The organism is uncultured Bradyrhizobium sp., assembly GCF_947648125.1.
In the GTDB taxonomy this organism is placed as follows: Bacteria; Pseudomonadota; Alphaproteobacteria; order Rhizobiales; family Xanthobacteraceae; genus Bradyrhizobium.
Genome location: NZ_CANSMR010000009.1, coordinates 31041 through 43739, shown reverse-complemented (window position 1 = coordinate 43739; position 12699 = coordinate 31041). Strand labels below are relative to the sequence as shown.

The window sequence follows — 12699 nt, the reverse complement described above, 5'->3', positions numbered from 1 at the left end:
GGATGAGAGCGGCCATGTCCACCAAGCGGTTGGCATGCCAGCCGGCCTGTGATCAAGTGCGCGCGCCAAGAGACCAGTTGAGAGACCTAGCCGGAAGCGCAGCCCCATGAGCAACGTCAACCCCGATCCGTTCACCACAAGGCCCGAGATCGAAGGCACCTTCGGTGTCGTCACCTCGACCCACTGGATCGCGACCGCGGTCGGCATGGCGGCGTTGGAGAAAGGCGGCAACGCCTTCGACGCCGGCGTTGCGGCGGCGTTCACGTTGCAGGTGGTCGAGCCGCATCTGAACGGCCCCGGCGGCGACGTCCCGCTCATCGTGCACGACGTCAAGCGCGGCAAGACCGAAGTGATCTGCGGCCAGGGACCGGCGCCGGCCAAGGCGACGATCGCGCATTACCGCAGCGAGGGCCTCGAAATGGTGCCCGGCACCGGCCTGCTCGCGGCCTGCGTACCCGGCACGTTCGAAACCTGGATGCTGCTGCTGCGCGACTACGGCACATTGAGGCTGCGCGACGTGCTGGAGCCCGCGATCGCCTATGCCCGCAACGGCCATCCGCTGGTCGAGCGCGCCTCCGCCACCATCAAGACCGTCGAGCAGCTGTTCCGGAAATACTGGACCACGTCGGCCGAGGTCTATCTGCCTGATGGCGAGGTGCCGAAACCCGGCACCATGTTCACCAACAAGAAGCTCGCCGAGACTTACGCACGCATTCTGACCGAGGCGGAGAGCGCAGGCGGCGACCGCGTCGCGCAGATCGAGCGCGCGCGGCAGGCCTGGTCGAAGGGCTTCGTCGCCGAGGCGATCGACAGATTCTGCCGCACCCAGGAGGTAATGGACGTCTCCGGCTCGCCGCATCGCGGCGTGCTCTCGGCCGACGATATGGCGCGCTGGCAGCCGACCATCGAGGCGCCGCTGACCTACGATTACGGCCGCTACACCGTGCAGAAGTGCGGCGTCTGGAGCCAGGGTCCGGTGATGCTGCAGCAGCTCGCGCTGCTGAAGGGTTTTGAGCTCGACGGGCTCGATCCCGCAGGCCCCGACTTCATCCATTTGCAGATCGAGGCCGCCAAGCTTGCCTATGCCGATCGCGAGACGTTCTACGGCGATCCCAAGTTCACCGACATCCCGATCGAGACGCTGCTGTCCGATGCCTACAACAACGAACGGCGCAAGCTGATCTCGAAAGACAAGGCTTCGCTCGATTTCCGTCCCGGCTCGGTCGCAGGTTTCGGCGGCGTCGTGAAGCTGCGCCACGCCGAAGGGCACCGCGAAGCGGTCGGCGCCATGGGCGCGGGCGAACCGACGGTCGGCCGGTTCGGCGAGGTGCGCGGCGACACCGTGCATTTCGACATCATCGACAAGGCCGGCAACATGATCTCGGCGACGCCGTCCGGCGGCTGGCTGCAATCCTCGCCGGTGATTCCCGAGATCGGCTTCTGCCTCGGCAGCCGCGCCCAGATGTTCTGGCTGGAGGAGAACCACCCTGCCTCGCTGGCGCCGGGCAAGCGGCCGCGCACCACGCTGTCGCCGACCATGGCGCTGCGCGACGGCGAGCCGTATCTCTCCTGGGGCTCGCCGGGCGGCGACCAGCAGGATCAGTGGATCACGCAATTCTTCCTGCGCCACGTCCACGCCAACCTGAATTTGCAGGAAGCGATCGACGCGCCGGCCTGGCACTCTGAGCATTTCCCGATCTCGTTCTGGCCGCGCACCTCGCGTCCCGGCGTGCTGGTGCTGGAAAATCGGGTGCCGAAATCGACCATCGACGAATTGAAACGCCGCGGCCATGTGGTGGAGATTGGCCCGGATTGGTCGGAAGGCCGCCTCACCGCGGCCTCGAAGGTCGGCCCCCGCCGCCGCGCCGCCGCCAACCCGCGCGGCATGCAGGGTTACGCCGCGGGCCGCTAGAGGTTTGGGATGACCTGGTCGATCATCGCCCGCGACAGCGCCACCGGCCAGCTCGGCATCGCCGTCGCGACGCGGTTCTTCGCGGTCGGCGCCCTTGTGCCGCACATTGCACCTGACATCGGCGCCATTGCGACGCAGGCGCTGGTCAATCCCTATTACGGCATCGATGGCCTCGCGCTGCTGCGCGACGGCAACAGCCCGCATGAGACGATCGCAGCGCTGCTCGCGCCCGACGGCGGCCGCGAGAGCCGGCAGGTCCATGTCATGGACGCCAGGGGCCGCATCGCCGCGCATTCCGGCAAGGATTGCATCGACTGGTTCGGCCATATCGCCGGCGACGGCTTCTCGATTGCCGGCAACATGCTGGCCGGGCCTGCCGTGCTCGACGAGACCGCGCGCGTCTATGCCGCGAACGAGAAGCTGCCGTTCGCGGAGCGGCTGATCAAGGCGATGTTCGCCGGCGAGGCGGCCGGCGGCGACAAGCGCGGCAAGCAATCGGCGGCCCTCCTGATCCACGGCACCGAGCAATGGCCGTTGCTCGACCTGCGGGTCGACGACCACGCCGATCCCTTGCGCGAGCTGGAACGGCTGGAAGCGGTCAGCCGCGAGCACTGGGTGCCGTTCCGGACCTTCATGCCGACCCGCGACAATCCGGCCGGAACCAGCGACCGCGCCATGATCGAGGCCGGCATCGCAGCGGCAGCCAAGAGCCGCGAATGACCGCCGGCCCGCTGATCGAGATCGAGGGCCTGCGCGTCACCTTCCACGGCGACGACGGCCGCACGACGCATGCCGTCGACAGCGTCGACCTTTCGGTTGCCAACGGCGCCACGCTCGGCCTGGTCGGCGAATCCGGCTGCGGCAAGAGCGTCACCTCGCTCGCGATCATGGGGCTGTTGCCGAAGCAGTCCGCTGCGGTTTCCGGCGCGATCCGCTTCGACGGCTTCGACCTGCTCGACGTGCCGGACGCGACCCTGCGCGACCTGCGCGGCAATCGCCTCGCGATGATCTTTCAGGAGCCGATGACCTCGCTCAACCCGAGCTTCACGATCGGCGACCAGATCACCGAGACGATCTTGCGCCACCGCGGCGGCTCCCGGCGCGCGGCACGCGAGCGGACCATCGAGCTGCTGCGCCGCGTGCATATTCCCTCGCCCGAGAAACGCATCGACGAATATCCGCACAAGCTCTCCGGCGGCATGCGCCAGCGCGTGATGATCGCGATGGCGCTGGCCTGCGATCCGCAGCTTTTGATCGCCGACGAGCCGACCACCGCGCTCGACGTCACGCTGCAGGCGCAGATCCTGGATTTGATGCGTGAGCTGAAGGCCGCGAGCGGAGCGGCTATCATCCTGATCACCCACGATCTCGGCGTCGTCGCCGAGGTCTGCGACGAGGTCGCGGTGATGTATGCCGGCGAGATCGTCGAGCGCGCACCGGTCGACGAGCTGTTTGCCAATCCGCAGCATCCCTACACGGTCGGCCTGCTCGGCTCGATCCCGCGGCTCGACCGCCGCACCAGCCATCTCGCCACCATCGAGGGCATGGTGCCGAACATGGCGAACCCGCCTGCGGGCTGCCGCTTTGCCGCGCGCTGTCCGTTCGTGGAAGATGCCTGCACCCGGTCGCCGCCGCCGCTCGCGCTGCTGAGCGCAACCCACGCCTCGCGCTGCATCCGCGCGCCCCTGGAGCGGCTCGTGTCATGACCGTCGCCACACTCACCCTTCTCGTGCCCCGGGCGCGGTGCAGCACAAGCGCAGCGCAGTGGTCCACCGCTGAACCGGGGCCCGCTGCATCCGATGGCCGACATGGGTCCCGGTTCAGCAGTGCAACACTTCGCGTTGCACTGCGCCCGGGACACGACAGCCGGATGCCACGCCAATGACTGCGCTGCTCGAGGTCGAAGGGCTGGTGAAGCATTTCGTCGCCGAGCGCTCGGTGTTCGGCCGGCCGACCGCCTATGTGAAGGCGGTCGACGGCGTCAGCTTCACGGTCGAGGCCGGCAAGACGCTGGCGCTGGTCGGCGAATCCGGCTGCGGCAAATCAACCGTTAGCCGCCTGGTGCTGCGGCTGATCGAGCCGGACGCCGGACGTATTCATTTCGAGGGCCGCGACCTCGGCGCGCTCAATGCCGAGCAATTGCGCGCGTTCCGCCGCGACGCGCAGCTGATCTTCCAGGACCCCTACGCTTCGCTCAACCCGCGCATGACGGTGAGCCAGATCCTGACCGAGCCGCTGGCGCTGCACAATCTCGTCCCGGCCGCGGACCGCCGCGCGCGGGTCGAGGAGCTGTTGCGCCTGGTCGGGCTCGAGCCGCGCTTCGCGCGCCGCTATCCCCATGAGTTCTCCGGCGGCCAGCGCCAGCGCATCGCGATTGCCCGCGCGCTCGCGGTCGAGCCGAAGCTGATCATCTGCGACGAGCCGGTGTCGGCGCTCGATGTCTCGATCCGCTCCCAGATCCTGAATTTGCTGCGCGACCTGCAGGATCGCCTGAAGCTCGCCTACATCTTCGTCTCGCACGATCTCGCCGTCGTCAAACACATCGCCGACCGTGTCGCCGTGATGAATCTCGGCACCATCGTCGAGACGGCGGAGGCGCAGGCACTGTTCGCCGCTCCGCGCCATCCCTACAGCCGCGCATTGCTGTCGGCGATCCCGGTGCCGAAGCCGCGCGCCAGGCGCAGCCGCATCGTGCTGGAGGGCGAGCTGCCGAGCGCGCTCAATCTACCCTCCGGCTGCCGTTTCCATACCCGCTGTCCCTATGTGATCGCGCGCTGCCGCAGCGAGAGTCCACAATTGCTGGCGGACGGCACGGGCCACGCCACGGCCTGTCACCGCACGGCAGAACTGCCGGCTGCAGCGAACATCGTTCCCTCCGATGGCGGCTTCTCGCCGGTACTCGAAAAACTGGTCGCGGCCTTCAGCGGCGGCACGGAAGGGACCGGGCGCAGCGGGGTTGGTCATTTCGGGACGGCGCCGCAGGCATGACATGGGGAGTTGCGCGATGAGGATGTTTCGTTTGGCGGCCGCTGCCGCCACCCTGCTGCTGTCGCTGGCGGCAAGCGCCCAAATCCAGGCCGAGGCCCAGACCACGCTGCGGATCGGGCTTGCCGAGGACCCCGACGTGCTCGATCCGACCATGGCGCGGACCTATGTCGGCCGCATCGTGTTCGCCGCGCTCTGCGACAAGCTGTTCGACATCGACGAGAAACTCAACATCGTGCCGCAGCTCGCGCTGTCGCAGGAGACCTCCGCCGACGGCAAGGAGGTCACGATCAAGCTCCGGCCCGGCGTCAAGTTCCAGGACGGCGAGCCGCTCGATGCCGAGGCTGCCAAATTCTCGCTGGAGCGGCATCTGACCCTACCCGGCTCGTTCCGCAAGCCGGAGCTTGCCAGCATCGATCACATCGACGTCGTCGATCCCCTGACCATCAAGCTGGTGCTCAAGACACCGTTCTCGCCCCTGATCGCGCAGCTCACCGACCGCGCCGGCATGATGGTGTCGCCCAAGGCCGCCAAGGCTGCCGGCGACAAGTTCGGCCTGCATCCGGTCTGCGCCGGCCCCTTTAAATTCGTCGAGCGCGTGCAGCAGGACCGCATCGTGCTGGAGAAATTCGCCGACTACTGGAACAAGGACAACGTCTTCATCGATCGCATCGTCTACCTGCCGATCGTCGATTCCACCGTGCGGCTCGCCAATCTGAAATCGGGCGGGCTCGACCTGATCGAGCGCGTGCTGGCGACCGACCTCAAGGACGTGCGCGCGGATTCGCGCCTGAAGGTGTCGAGCGCGATCGAGCTCGGCTATCAGGGCATCACGCTCAACATCGGCAAGGACAAGGCCAAGGGCCCCTTGAGCCAATCCGCCAAGGTCCGGCAGGCGCTGGATCTTGCGATCGACCGCGAGGCGATCAACCAGGTCGTATTCAACGGCGAGTTCAAGCCCGGAAACCAGTGGCTGAGCCCGGACCATCCGTACTACCAGAAGGACTTTCCGATCCGTCCGCGCGATGTCGCGAAGGCCAAGGCGCTGTTGAAGGAGGCCGGCGTCACGCCGCCGGTCAGCGTCGATTTCATGGTGCCGAAGGGCCCGGAGACCGAGGCCACCGCGCAGGTCGTCCAATCGATGGCCGCGGAAGCCGGCTTCGACATGAAGATCCGGGTCACCGAATTCGCGACCTCGCTGAAGCAGGCCGAGTCAGGCGAATACCAGGCTTATATGCTGGCCTGGAGCGGCCGCATCGATCCGGACGGTAACTCCTATGTCTTCCTGCACAAGGACGCGCCGCAAAACTACAGCGCCTGGGCCAATCCCGAGGCCGACAAGGCGCTCGACGATGCCCGCCTCGCCACCGACATGGCGCAGCGCAAGGCGATTTACGCCAAACTGACAAAGCTCGAGCTCGAGGACGAGGCCATCCTCTATATCTATCATCGCCGCATCATCATCGCGCACACCACCAAGCTCGACGGCTACAAGCAGATGCCCGATGGCCTGGTGCGCGTGGTCGGGCTGAAGCTGAAATGACCGCGCCGACGTCCGGGACACGAGCACCGCCATGCTGAACTTCCTCGCCAAGCGGCTGGTCCAGATCGTCCCGACGCTGTTCTTCGTCTCCGTGCTGATCTTCTCGCTGCAGCATTTGCTTCCGGGCGATCCGGCGCTGGTGATGGCCGGCGAGGAGCGCGACCCGGCGGTGATCGCGCAGATCCGCGCGCAATACCATCTCGATCAACCGATCCCGGTGCAATATGTCTACTGGATCAAGGGCGTGCTGTCGGGCGATTTCGGCGAGTCCCTGCGCAACAAGATGCCGGTGCTGGAGCTGATCGCGCAGAAGCTGCCGGTGACGCTGCAGCTTGCGGCGATGGCGATCGTGATCGCCTTCCTGATCGGGATTCCCGCCGGCATCGTCTCGGCGGTGAAGAAGGGCACCGCCTGGGATTACGGCGCCAATTTGTTCGCGCTATGGGGCATCTCGACGCCGAACTTCTGGCTCGGCATCATGCTGATCTTCCTGTTCTCCATTGAACTCGGCTGGCTGCCGGCCTCCGGCTATGTGCCGCTGACCGAGAACTGGCGGGCCAGCCTTGCCGCCACCATCATGCCGGCCTTCGTGCTCGGCAACGCGATCGCGGCGATCCTGATGCGGCACACAAGAAGCGCCATGCTGCAGGTGCTCGAGAGCGACTATGTCCGCACCGCGCGCGCCAAGGGCCTGTCCGAGCGCACGGTGATCCTCAAGCATGCGATGCGCAACGCGCTGACGCCGATCATCACGCTCGGGGCGCTCGAGCTCGGCACGCTGCTGTCGGGTGCGGTTCTCACCGAGCAGATTTTCTCGATCCCGGGCTTTGGCAAGCTGATCGTCGATGCCGTGTTCAACCGCGACTATGCCGTCGTGCAGGGCGTGGTGCTGACGACGGCGACGATCTACATCATGCTCAACCTGATCGCCGACATCGCCTACATCCTGGTCAACCCGCGGCTCAGAGGCTGATCGGATGACCGACGCTGCACTCAGCACATCAGCTTCGCTTGCCGCCGCCGAGACGCTGGAAAGCCCGGCACGGCGCGCCTGGCGGCGGCTGATCCGGCGCAAGGGTGCCGTGCTCGGCCTCGTCGTGATCGCGCTCTTTGTTCTGCTCGCCGTCTTCGCACCGCTGATCGTGCCGTATGACCCGATCGCGACGAGCTGGTCGCTGGTGCGCAAGGCGCCGTCGATGCAGCACTGGTTCGGCACCGATGAACTCGGCCGCGACGTGCTCGCCCGCGTCGTGTACGGCGCCCGCGCCTCACTGCTTGCCGGCGTGATCTCGGTCGGCATCGCGCTTGCGATCGGCGTGCCGCTCGGGCTGCTCGCCGGCTATCGCGGCGGCTTCATCGACGCGCTGATCAGCCGCATCACCGACGCGATGCTGGCCTGCCCGTTCCTGATCCTGGCGATCGCGCTCGCGGCCTTTCTCGGGCCGAGCCTCGGCAACGCGATGATCGCGATCGGCGTCTCGGCGACCCCGATCTTCATCCGCCTGACCCGCGGCCAGGTGATGAGCGTCAAGGTCGAGGATTATGTCGAGGCGGCGCGCGCCATGGGCAATCCGCGCTGGCGCATCGCGCTGGTCCACATCCTGCCCAACATCCTGCCGGCGCTGCTGGTGCAGGCGACGCTCTCGATCGCCGCCGCGATCATCGCCGAGGCCGCACTCTCTTTCCTCGGCCTCGGCCAGCAGCCGCCGGCGCCGTCCTGGGGCAGTATGCTCAACGCCGCGCAACGCTTCCTGACCAGCGCGCCATGGATGGCGATCTGGCCGGGGCTTGCGATCTTCCTGGTCGTGCTGTCGTTCAACCTGGTCGGCGACGGCCTGCGCGACGCGCTCGATCCGAAGGCGCGGTAAGTATTGGTCGTCCGATTCAACTGTCAAACAGCTAGCTCGGTGTCATCACCCGCGCATGCGGGTGATCCAGTATTCCAGAGACGGCGGTGATTGAACCGATGGGCCGCGGCGTACTGGATCGCCCGGTCGAGCCGGGCGATGACGGCTGTGGATGGGATACAGCTTTGCATTCTCGCGTCGCGTGCACTCCTCGCAATGACGGCGGAAGCTAAATCACCACTTCCCTCAGCACCCTTCGGCAATCCATCTCGTATTCGAGATCGACCACCGGCGGGCGGCAGAAGTGCCAGGTCAGGCCCGAGCGCGTGGCGCCGCGGCGGACCAGCTCGTCGACGACCACGGGATGGATGTCGTGCACGGTGTAGGCCTGCACCGCGGTCGTCTCCTGCCAGCCGAAGCTGAACTCCGCGAGACGGCGCTCCATCTCGCCGGCGGTGAAGCGGACCTTCTCCCGCCACGCGCCGGGGCTGAGATCGCGGTAGCAAACGATGCGGTCGGGATAGCTGGCAGTACCACTGCGCGCCTCGGCGCCGCCCGCGATCATGAAGGATGGCGACGTGGTCGTGCTCGGCCGCGTGAACGAGAAGGCGTAGAACGACGGCTCGGCCGGCGGATCGATCTCGGGACAGACATTGCTGCGCGCCACCGGATTGATGGTGCCGTCGAACAGGCCCCATTCGGCGAGCGTCTTGACGTAATGCTGGTTGAAAGCGCGGAAGCCGTCTTCGGTGAAAGCGGCCGGCGACCGCAGTTCGCAGGCGCAGAACGCGGTCAGCGGCCGGCCGGCGTCCTTGATGTAGGCCGCAATGCGCGCAAAACCTTCCGCCAGCGGCACCAGGCGATCGAAGCGCACCCGCTCGATCTCATAGCCGGCGTTCGCCTGCGCACCGCTTGAATATTGGAACACGGCCGGAATGAACCGGTAATTGCCCGCCGCAAATTCGCTCGCCATGCCTGTTTCCTCCAGATCTTGTCCGCTTCACCTCTCCCGCTTGCGGGGGAGGCCGCCATGCGCAGCGTGGCGGGCGGGGGCTCTCTCCACGATGCGACTCGTGGAGAGAGCCCCCACCCCACCCCTCCCCCGCAAGCGGGAGAGGGAGCGCAGCGCCGTCGCGGTTAGCGCTGCCGTCAACGAGGCTATCACGGGACAAAGAAAAGGCGGCAGTGGCTTTCGCCAGTGCCGCCTTCTCCGCGAGCATGAGCTTGGAGGGCTCAGGTCGGTTTCAGTGCGCCGCCACCGCCTTCAAGCTCGTAGTCGGCGATCTGCTTGGCGCGGTCGGACCGAGCCGCGGCCTGGTGGTCGGTCGCAATCACCGTGTAGACCATCGGCAGCACGAACAGCGTGAACAGCGTGCCTATCGTCATGCCGGTGACGACGACGAGCCCGATCGAGAAGCGGCTGGCGGCGCCGGCGCCCGAGGCGGTGAGCAGCGGCAGCAGGCCGGTGACCATGGCCGCCGTCGTCATCAGGATCGGACGCAGACGAATCCGGGCCGCCATTTCGATCGCCGAGCGACGGTCCAGTCCCTCCTTGAGCTGCAGTTCGTTGGCGAACTCCACCATCAGGATGCCGTGCTTTGTGATCAGTCCGACCAGCGTCAGCAGGCCCACCTGGGTGTAGATGTTCATGGTGGCGACGCCGAAGAACAGCGGGATCAAGGCGCCGACGATCGCCATCGGCACGGAGATCATGATCACGAACGGATCGCGCAGGCTCTCGAACTGCGCCGCCAGCACCAGGAAGATGATGATGATGGCGAACGCGAAGGTCACCAGCAGCTGGTTGCCTTCATGGACGTATTGCCGGGAGTCGGCCAGGAAGTCGTAGCTGAAGCCGGACGGCAGCTTCTTGGCTTCACCCTGCAGGAACTCCACCGCCTGCCCCATCGAGACGCCGGGCATCGGCACCGCCTGGAAGGTCGACGAGTTGAGCTGGTTGTAGTGGGTCAGCGCGTTCGGATCGACGCCGGTCTCGACCGTCACCACGGTCGACAGCCGCACCAGCTGCCCGGTCGCGGTCGGGACGTAGTAGTTGTCGAACGATTCCGGCGCGAGCCGGCTGGCGCGCGGCACCTGTGGGATCACCTGATAGGAGCGTCCTTCCAGGTTGAAGCGGTTGACGTAATTGCCGCCGAGCAGCGTCGCCAGCGCGCCGCCGATCGACTGCATGGTGATGCCGAGGTCGCTCGCCTTGGAGCGATCGACCTTCACGCGGACCACCGGCTGGTTGAAGTCGAGGTCGCTGTCGGTGACGATGAACAGGCCGCTCTTGCGCGCCGCATCCTTCAGCTTGCTCATCTGGTCGAACACCTGCTGGAATCCGGCCGTCGAAGAGATCACCATCTGCACCGGCAGACCGCCGGGTCCGCCGGGCAACGGCGGCAGGCTGAACGCGAACGCGCTGACGCCTTCGATCTTCGACAGCTCGGCCTGCACCAGCGGCTGCAGCGTCTGGGCCGAGCGCTTGCGCTCATCCCACGGCTTGAGCAGCATGCCGGCGAAGCCGCCCTGCGGACCGGTGATGCCGTTCAGGATGAACCGCAGGTCGGTCTCGGGAAACTTCTGGAACTCCTTGTCCATCTTGTCGCCGTAGAAATCGATGTAGTCGATGTTGGCGTATTTCGGCGCCTTGGTCACCGCGAACACGATGCCCTGGTCTTCCTGCGGCGCCAGCTCCTTCTGGATGTGCATATAGAGGAAGCCGACCAGGCCGAGGATGGTCACGGCGAACAGCGCCGTGATCGGGCGGTAGTCGAGCGAACGATCGAGCTGGCGGCCATAAGCGCGCGTCAGCGCGCCGAACACGCGATTGACCAGCTTGGCGAAGCGCCCCTCTTCCGCGCTCTTGAGGAACACCGAGCACATCATCGGCGACAGCGTCAGCGCGATCACGCCCGACACGATCACCGAGCCGGCCAGCGTGAAGGCGAATTCGCGAAACAGCGTGCCGGTGACGCCGCCGAGGAAGCCGATTGGCGCATACACCGCCGCGAGCGTGATCGTCATCGAGACGACCGGGCCGACGATCTCGCGCGCACCTTTCAGCGATGCCTGCACTGGTGGCAGGCCCTCCTCGAGATGTCGATGGATGTTCTCCACCACCACGATGGCGTCGTCGACCACGAGACCGATCGCCAGCACCATCGCCAGCAGCGTCAGCAGATTGAAGCTGAAGCCCGCGGCCAGCATCAGGATGCAAACGCCGATCAGCGACAGCGGAATGGTGACGACGGGGATGATCACCGAGCGCAGCGAGGCCAGGAACAGGAAGATGACGACGACGACGATCAGGACCGCTTCAGTCAGCGTCTTCTCGACCTCGTCGATCGACGATTGGATGAACTTGGTGGAGTCGTAGGCCACTTTCATCTTCATCGACGGCGGCAGGTTGCGCTCGAGGTCCGGGAACAGCGCGCGCACACCCTTCACCAGGGTGAGCGGGTTGCCCTGCGGCGTCGCCTTGATGCCGATGAAGATCGCATGCTCGCCGTTGAAGGCGACGCTGGCGTCGGTCGACTGCGCCGCGAGCTCGACCGTGGCGATGTCCTCGATGCGCACGAAGCCGCCATCCTTTGCCTTCACGATCATTCGCTTGAACTGATCGATGTTCTGAAGGTCGGTATTGGCCGAGACGTTGGAGACGATGAAGAAGCCCTTGGTCTGGCCGGCGGCCGCCTGGAAGTTGTTGGCGGCGATCGCAGCTGCAACGTCGTTGGGTGACACGCCGCGTCCGGCCATCCGGTTCGGATCGAGCCAGACCCGCATCGCAAAGGTCTGGCCGCCCAGAATGTCGGCCGACGCGACGCCGTCGACGGTCGAGAGCACCGGCTGCACGACGCGGGTCAGATAGTCCGAGATCGCCGATCCGGTCAGCTCTTCGCTGGAGAAGCCGAGATACATCACGGCGATGGTGTCGCCGGTCGCCTTGCTCACGACCGGATCGAAGGCTTCCTTCGGGATCAGATATTTGACCGAATTGACCTTGGCGAGCACTTCGGTCAGCGCCTGGTTCGGATCGTGATTGAGCTTGACGTAGACCTGGATCGTCGAGGTGCCGAGCACCGAGTTCGACGTCATGTAGTCGACGCCTTCAGCCGACGCGACGGCCTGCTCGATCGGCGTGGTGATGAAGCCGTTGATCAGCTCGGGCGACGCGCCGGGATACGACGTCGTGATCGTCACGACGGTATTCGACAGGTTCGGATATTGCCGGATCGGCAGCACCATCGCCGCGCGCAAGCCGATCAAGAGGATCAGCAGGCTGACGACGACCGACAGCACCGGGCGCTTGATGAAAATATCAGTGAAGGCCATCGCCAACTCGATTCGTGTTGTCTGCCGGTTGCGGCAACATGTGGCGGAGGGCCAACCGGCCCTCCGGGTTTTATGGT

Annotated in this window: 9 protein-coding genes; 7 read left to right on the top strand and 2 right to left on the bottom strand. The window is 66.0% G+C overall.

Features of this window, described 5'->3' with window-relative positions; genetic code table 11:
* The first annotated feature begins 106 nt into the window (after positions 1 to 106).
* The 7 genes from Q0030_RS17965 (at position 107) to Q0030_RS17935 (ending at position 8308) form a co-directional block, all read left to right on the top strand.
* Positions 107 to 1912 carry a gamma-glutamyltransferase family protein gene (locus Q0030_RS17965; RefSeq protein WP_298369652.1) on the top strand — a complete coding sequence of 602 codons (1806 nt, stop codon included), beginning with the start codon at positions 107 to 109 and terminating at the stop codon, positions 1910 to 1912.
* A gap of 9 nt (positions 1913 to 1921) precedes the next feature.
* Entirely contained in the window at positions 1922 to 2632 is a 711-nt protein-coding gene (locus Q0030_RS17960; protein ID WP_298369650.1) for a DUF1028 domain-containing protein, read from the top strand.
* Positions 2629 to 3618 (top strand): ABC transporter ATP-binding protein, encoded by a 990-nt coding sequence (locus Q0030_RS17955; RefSeq protein WP_298369649.1) that lies wholly within the window; start codon positions 2629 to 2631, stop codon positions 3616 to 3618. Before Q0030_RS17960 ends, Q0030_RS17955 begins: the two co-directional genes overlap by 4 nt.
* A 175-nt stretch (positions 3619 to 3793) precedes the next feature.
* Positions 3794 to 4900 (top strand): dipeptide ABC transporter ATP-binding protein, encoded by a 1107-nt coding sequence (locus Q0030_RS17950; protein ID WP_298369647.1) that lies wholly within the window; start codon positions 3794 to 3796, stop codon positions 4898 to 4900.
* A gap of 16 nt (positions 4901 to 4916) precedes the next feature.
* Positions 4917 to 6440 (top strand): ABC transporter substrate-binding protein, encoded by a 1524-nt coding sequence (locus tag Q0030_RS17945; RefSeq protein ID WP_298369645.1) that lies wholly within the window; start codon positions 4917 to 4919, stop codon positions 6438 to 6440.
* A gap of 31 nt (positions 6441 to 6471) precedes the next feature.
* Entirely contained in the window at positions 6472 to 7413 is a 942-nt protein-coding gene (locus Q0030_RS17940) for an ABC transporter permease (RefSeq protein ID WP_298369643.1), read from the top strand.
* Between the two features lie 4 nt (positions 7414 to 7417).
* A complete protein-coding gene (locus Q0030_RS17935) occupies positions 7418 to 8308 on the top strand; it encodes an ABC transporter permease (RefSeq protein WP_298369641.1) in 891 nt (296 codons plus the stop codon).
* A gap of 208 nt (positions 8309 to 8516) precedes the next feature.
* On the opposite strand, the gene Q0030_RS17930 is transcribed toward Q0030_RS17935, so the two are convergent.
* Together Q0030_RS17930 and Q0030_RS17925 are read right to left on the bottom strand one after the other, a co-directional pair.
* Entirely contained in the window at positions 8517 to 9260 is a 744-nt protein-coding gene (locus tag Q0030_RS17930) for a hypothetical protein (RefSeq protein ID WP_298369638.1), read from the bottom strand.
* A 260-nt stretch (positions 9261 to 9520) separates the two neighbouring features.
* Entirely contained in the window at positions 9521 to 12622 is a 3102-nt protein-coding gene (locus Q0030_RS17925) for a multidrug efflux RND transporter permease subunit (protein WP_298369637.1), read from the bottom strand.
* Positions 12623 to 12699: the final 77 nt, after the last annotated feature.

What these genes read in the sequence shown, in the direction of transcription:
- Q0030_RS17950 (WP_298369647.1), top strand. Translation starts at nt 3,794, where the DNA reads ATGACTGCGCTGCTCGAGGTCGAAGGGCTGGTGAAGCATTTCGTCGCC.
- Q0030_RS17965 (WP_298369652.1), top strand. Translation starts at nt 107, where the DNA reads ATGAGCAACGTCAACCCCGATCCGTTCACCACAAGGCCCGAGATCGAA.
- Q0030_RS17940 (WP_298369643.1), top strand. Translation starts at nt 6,472, where the DNA reads ATGCTGAACTTCCTCGCCAAGCGGCTGGTCCAGATCGTCCCGACGCTG.
- Q0030_RS17955 (WP_298369649.1), top strand. Translation starts at nt 2,629, where the DNA reads ATGACCGCCGGCCCGCTGATCGAGATCGAGGGCCTGCGCGTCACCTTC.
- Q0030_RS17930 (WP_298369638.1), bottom strand. Translation starts at nt 9,260, where the DNA reads ATGGCGAGCGAATTTGCGGCGGGCAATTACCGGTTCATTCCGGCCGTG.
- Q0030_RS17960 (WP_298369650.1), top strand. Translation starts at nt 1,922, where the DNA reads ATGACCTGGTCGATCATCGCCCGCGACAGCGCCACCGGCCAGCTCGGC.
- Q0030_RS17925 (WP_298369637.1), bottom strand. Translation starts at nt 12,622, where the DNA reads ATGGCCTTCACTGATATTTTCATCAAGCGCCCGGTGCTGTCGGTCGTC.
- Q0030_RS17935 (WP_298369641.1), top strand. Translation starts at nt 7,418, where the DNA reads ATGACCGACGCTGCACTCAGCACATCAGCTTCGCTTGCCGCCGCCGAG.
- Q0030_RS17945 (WP_298369645.1), top strand. Translation starts at nt 4,917, where the DNA reads ATGAGGATGTTTCGTTTGGCGGCCGCTGCCGCCACCCTGCTGCTGTCG.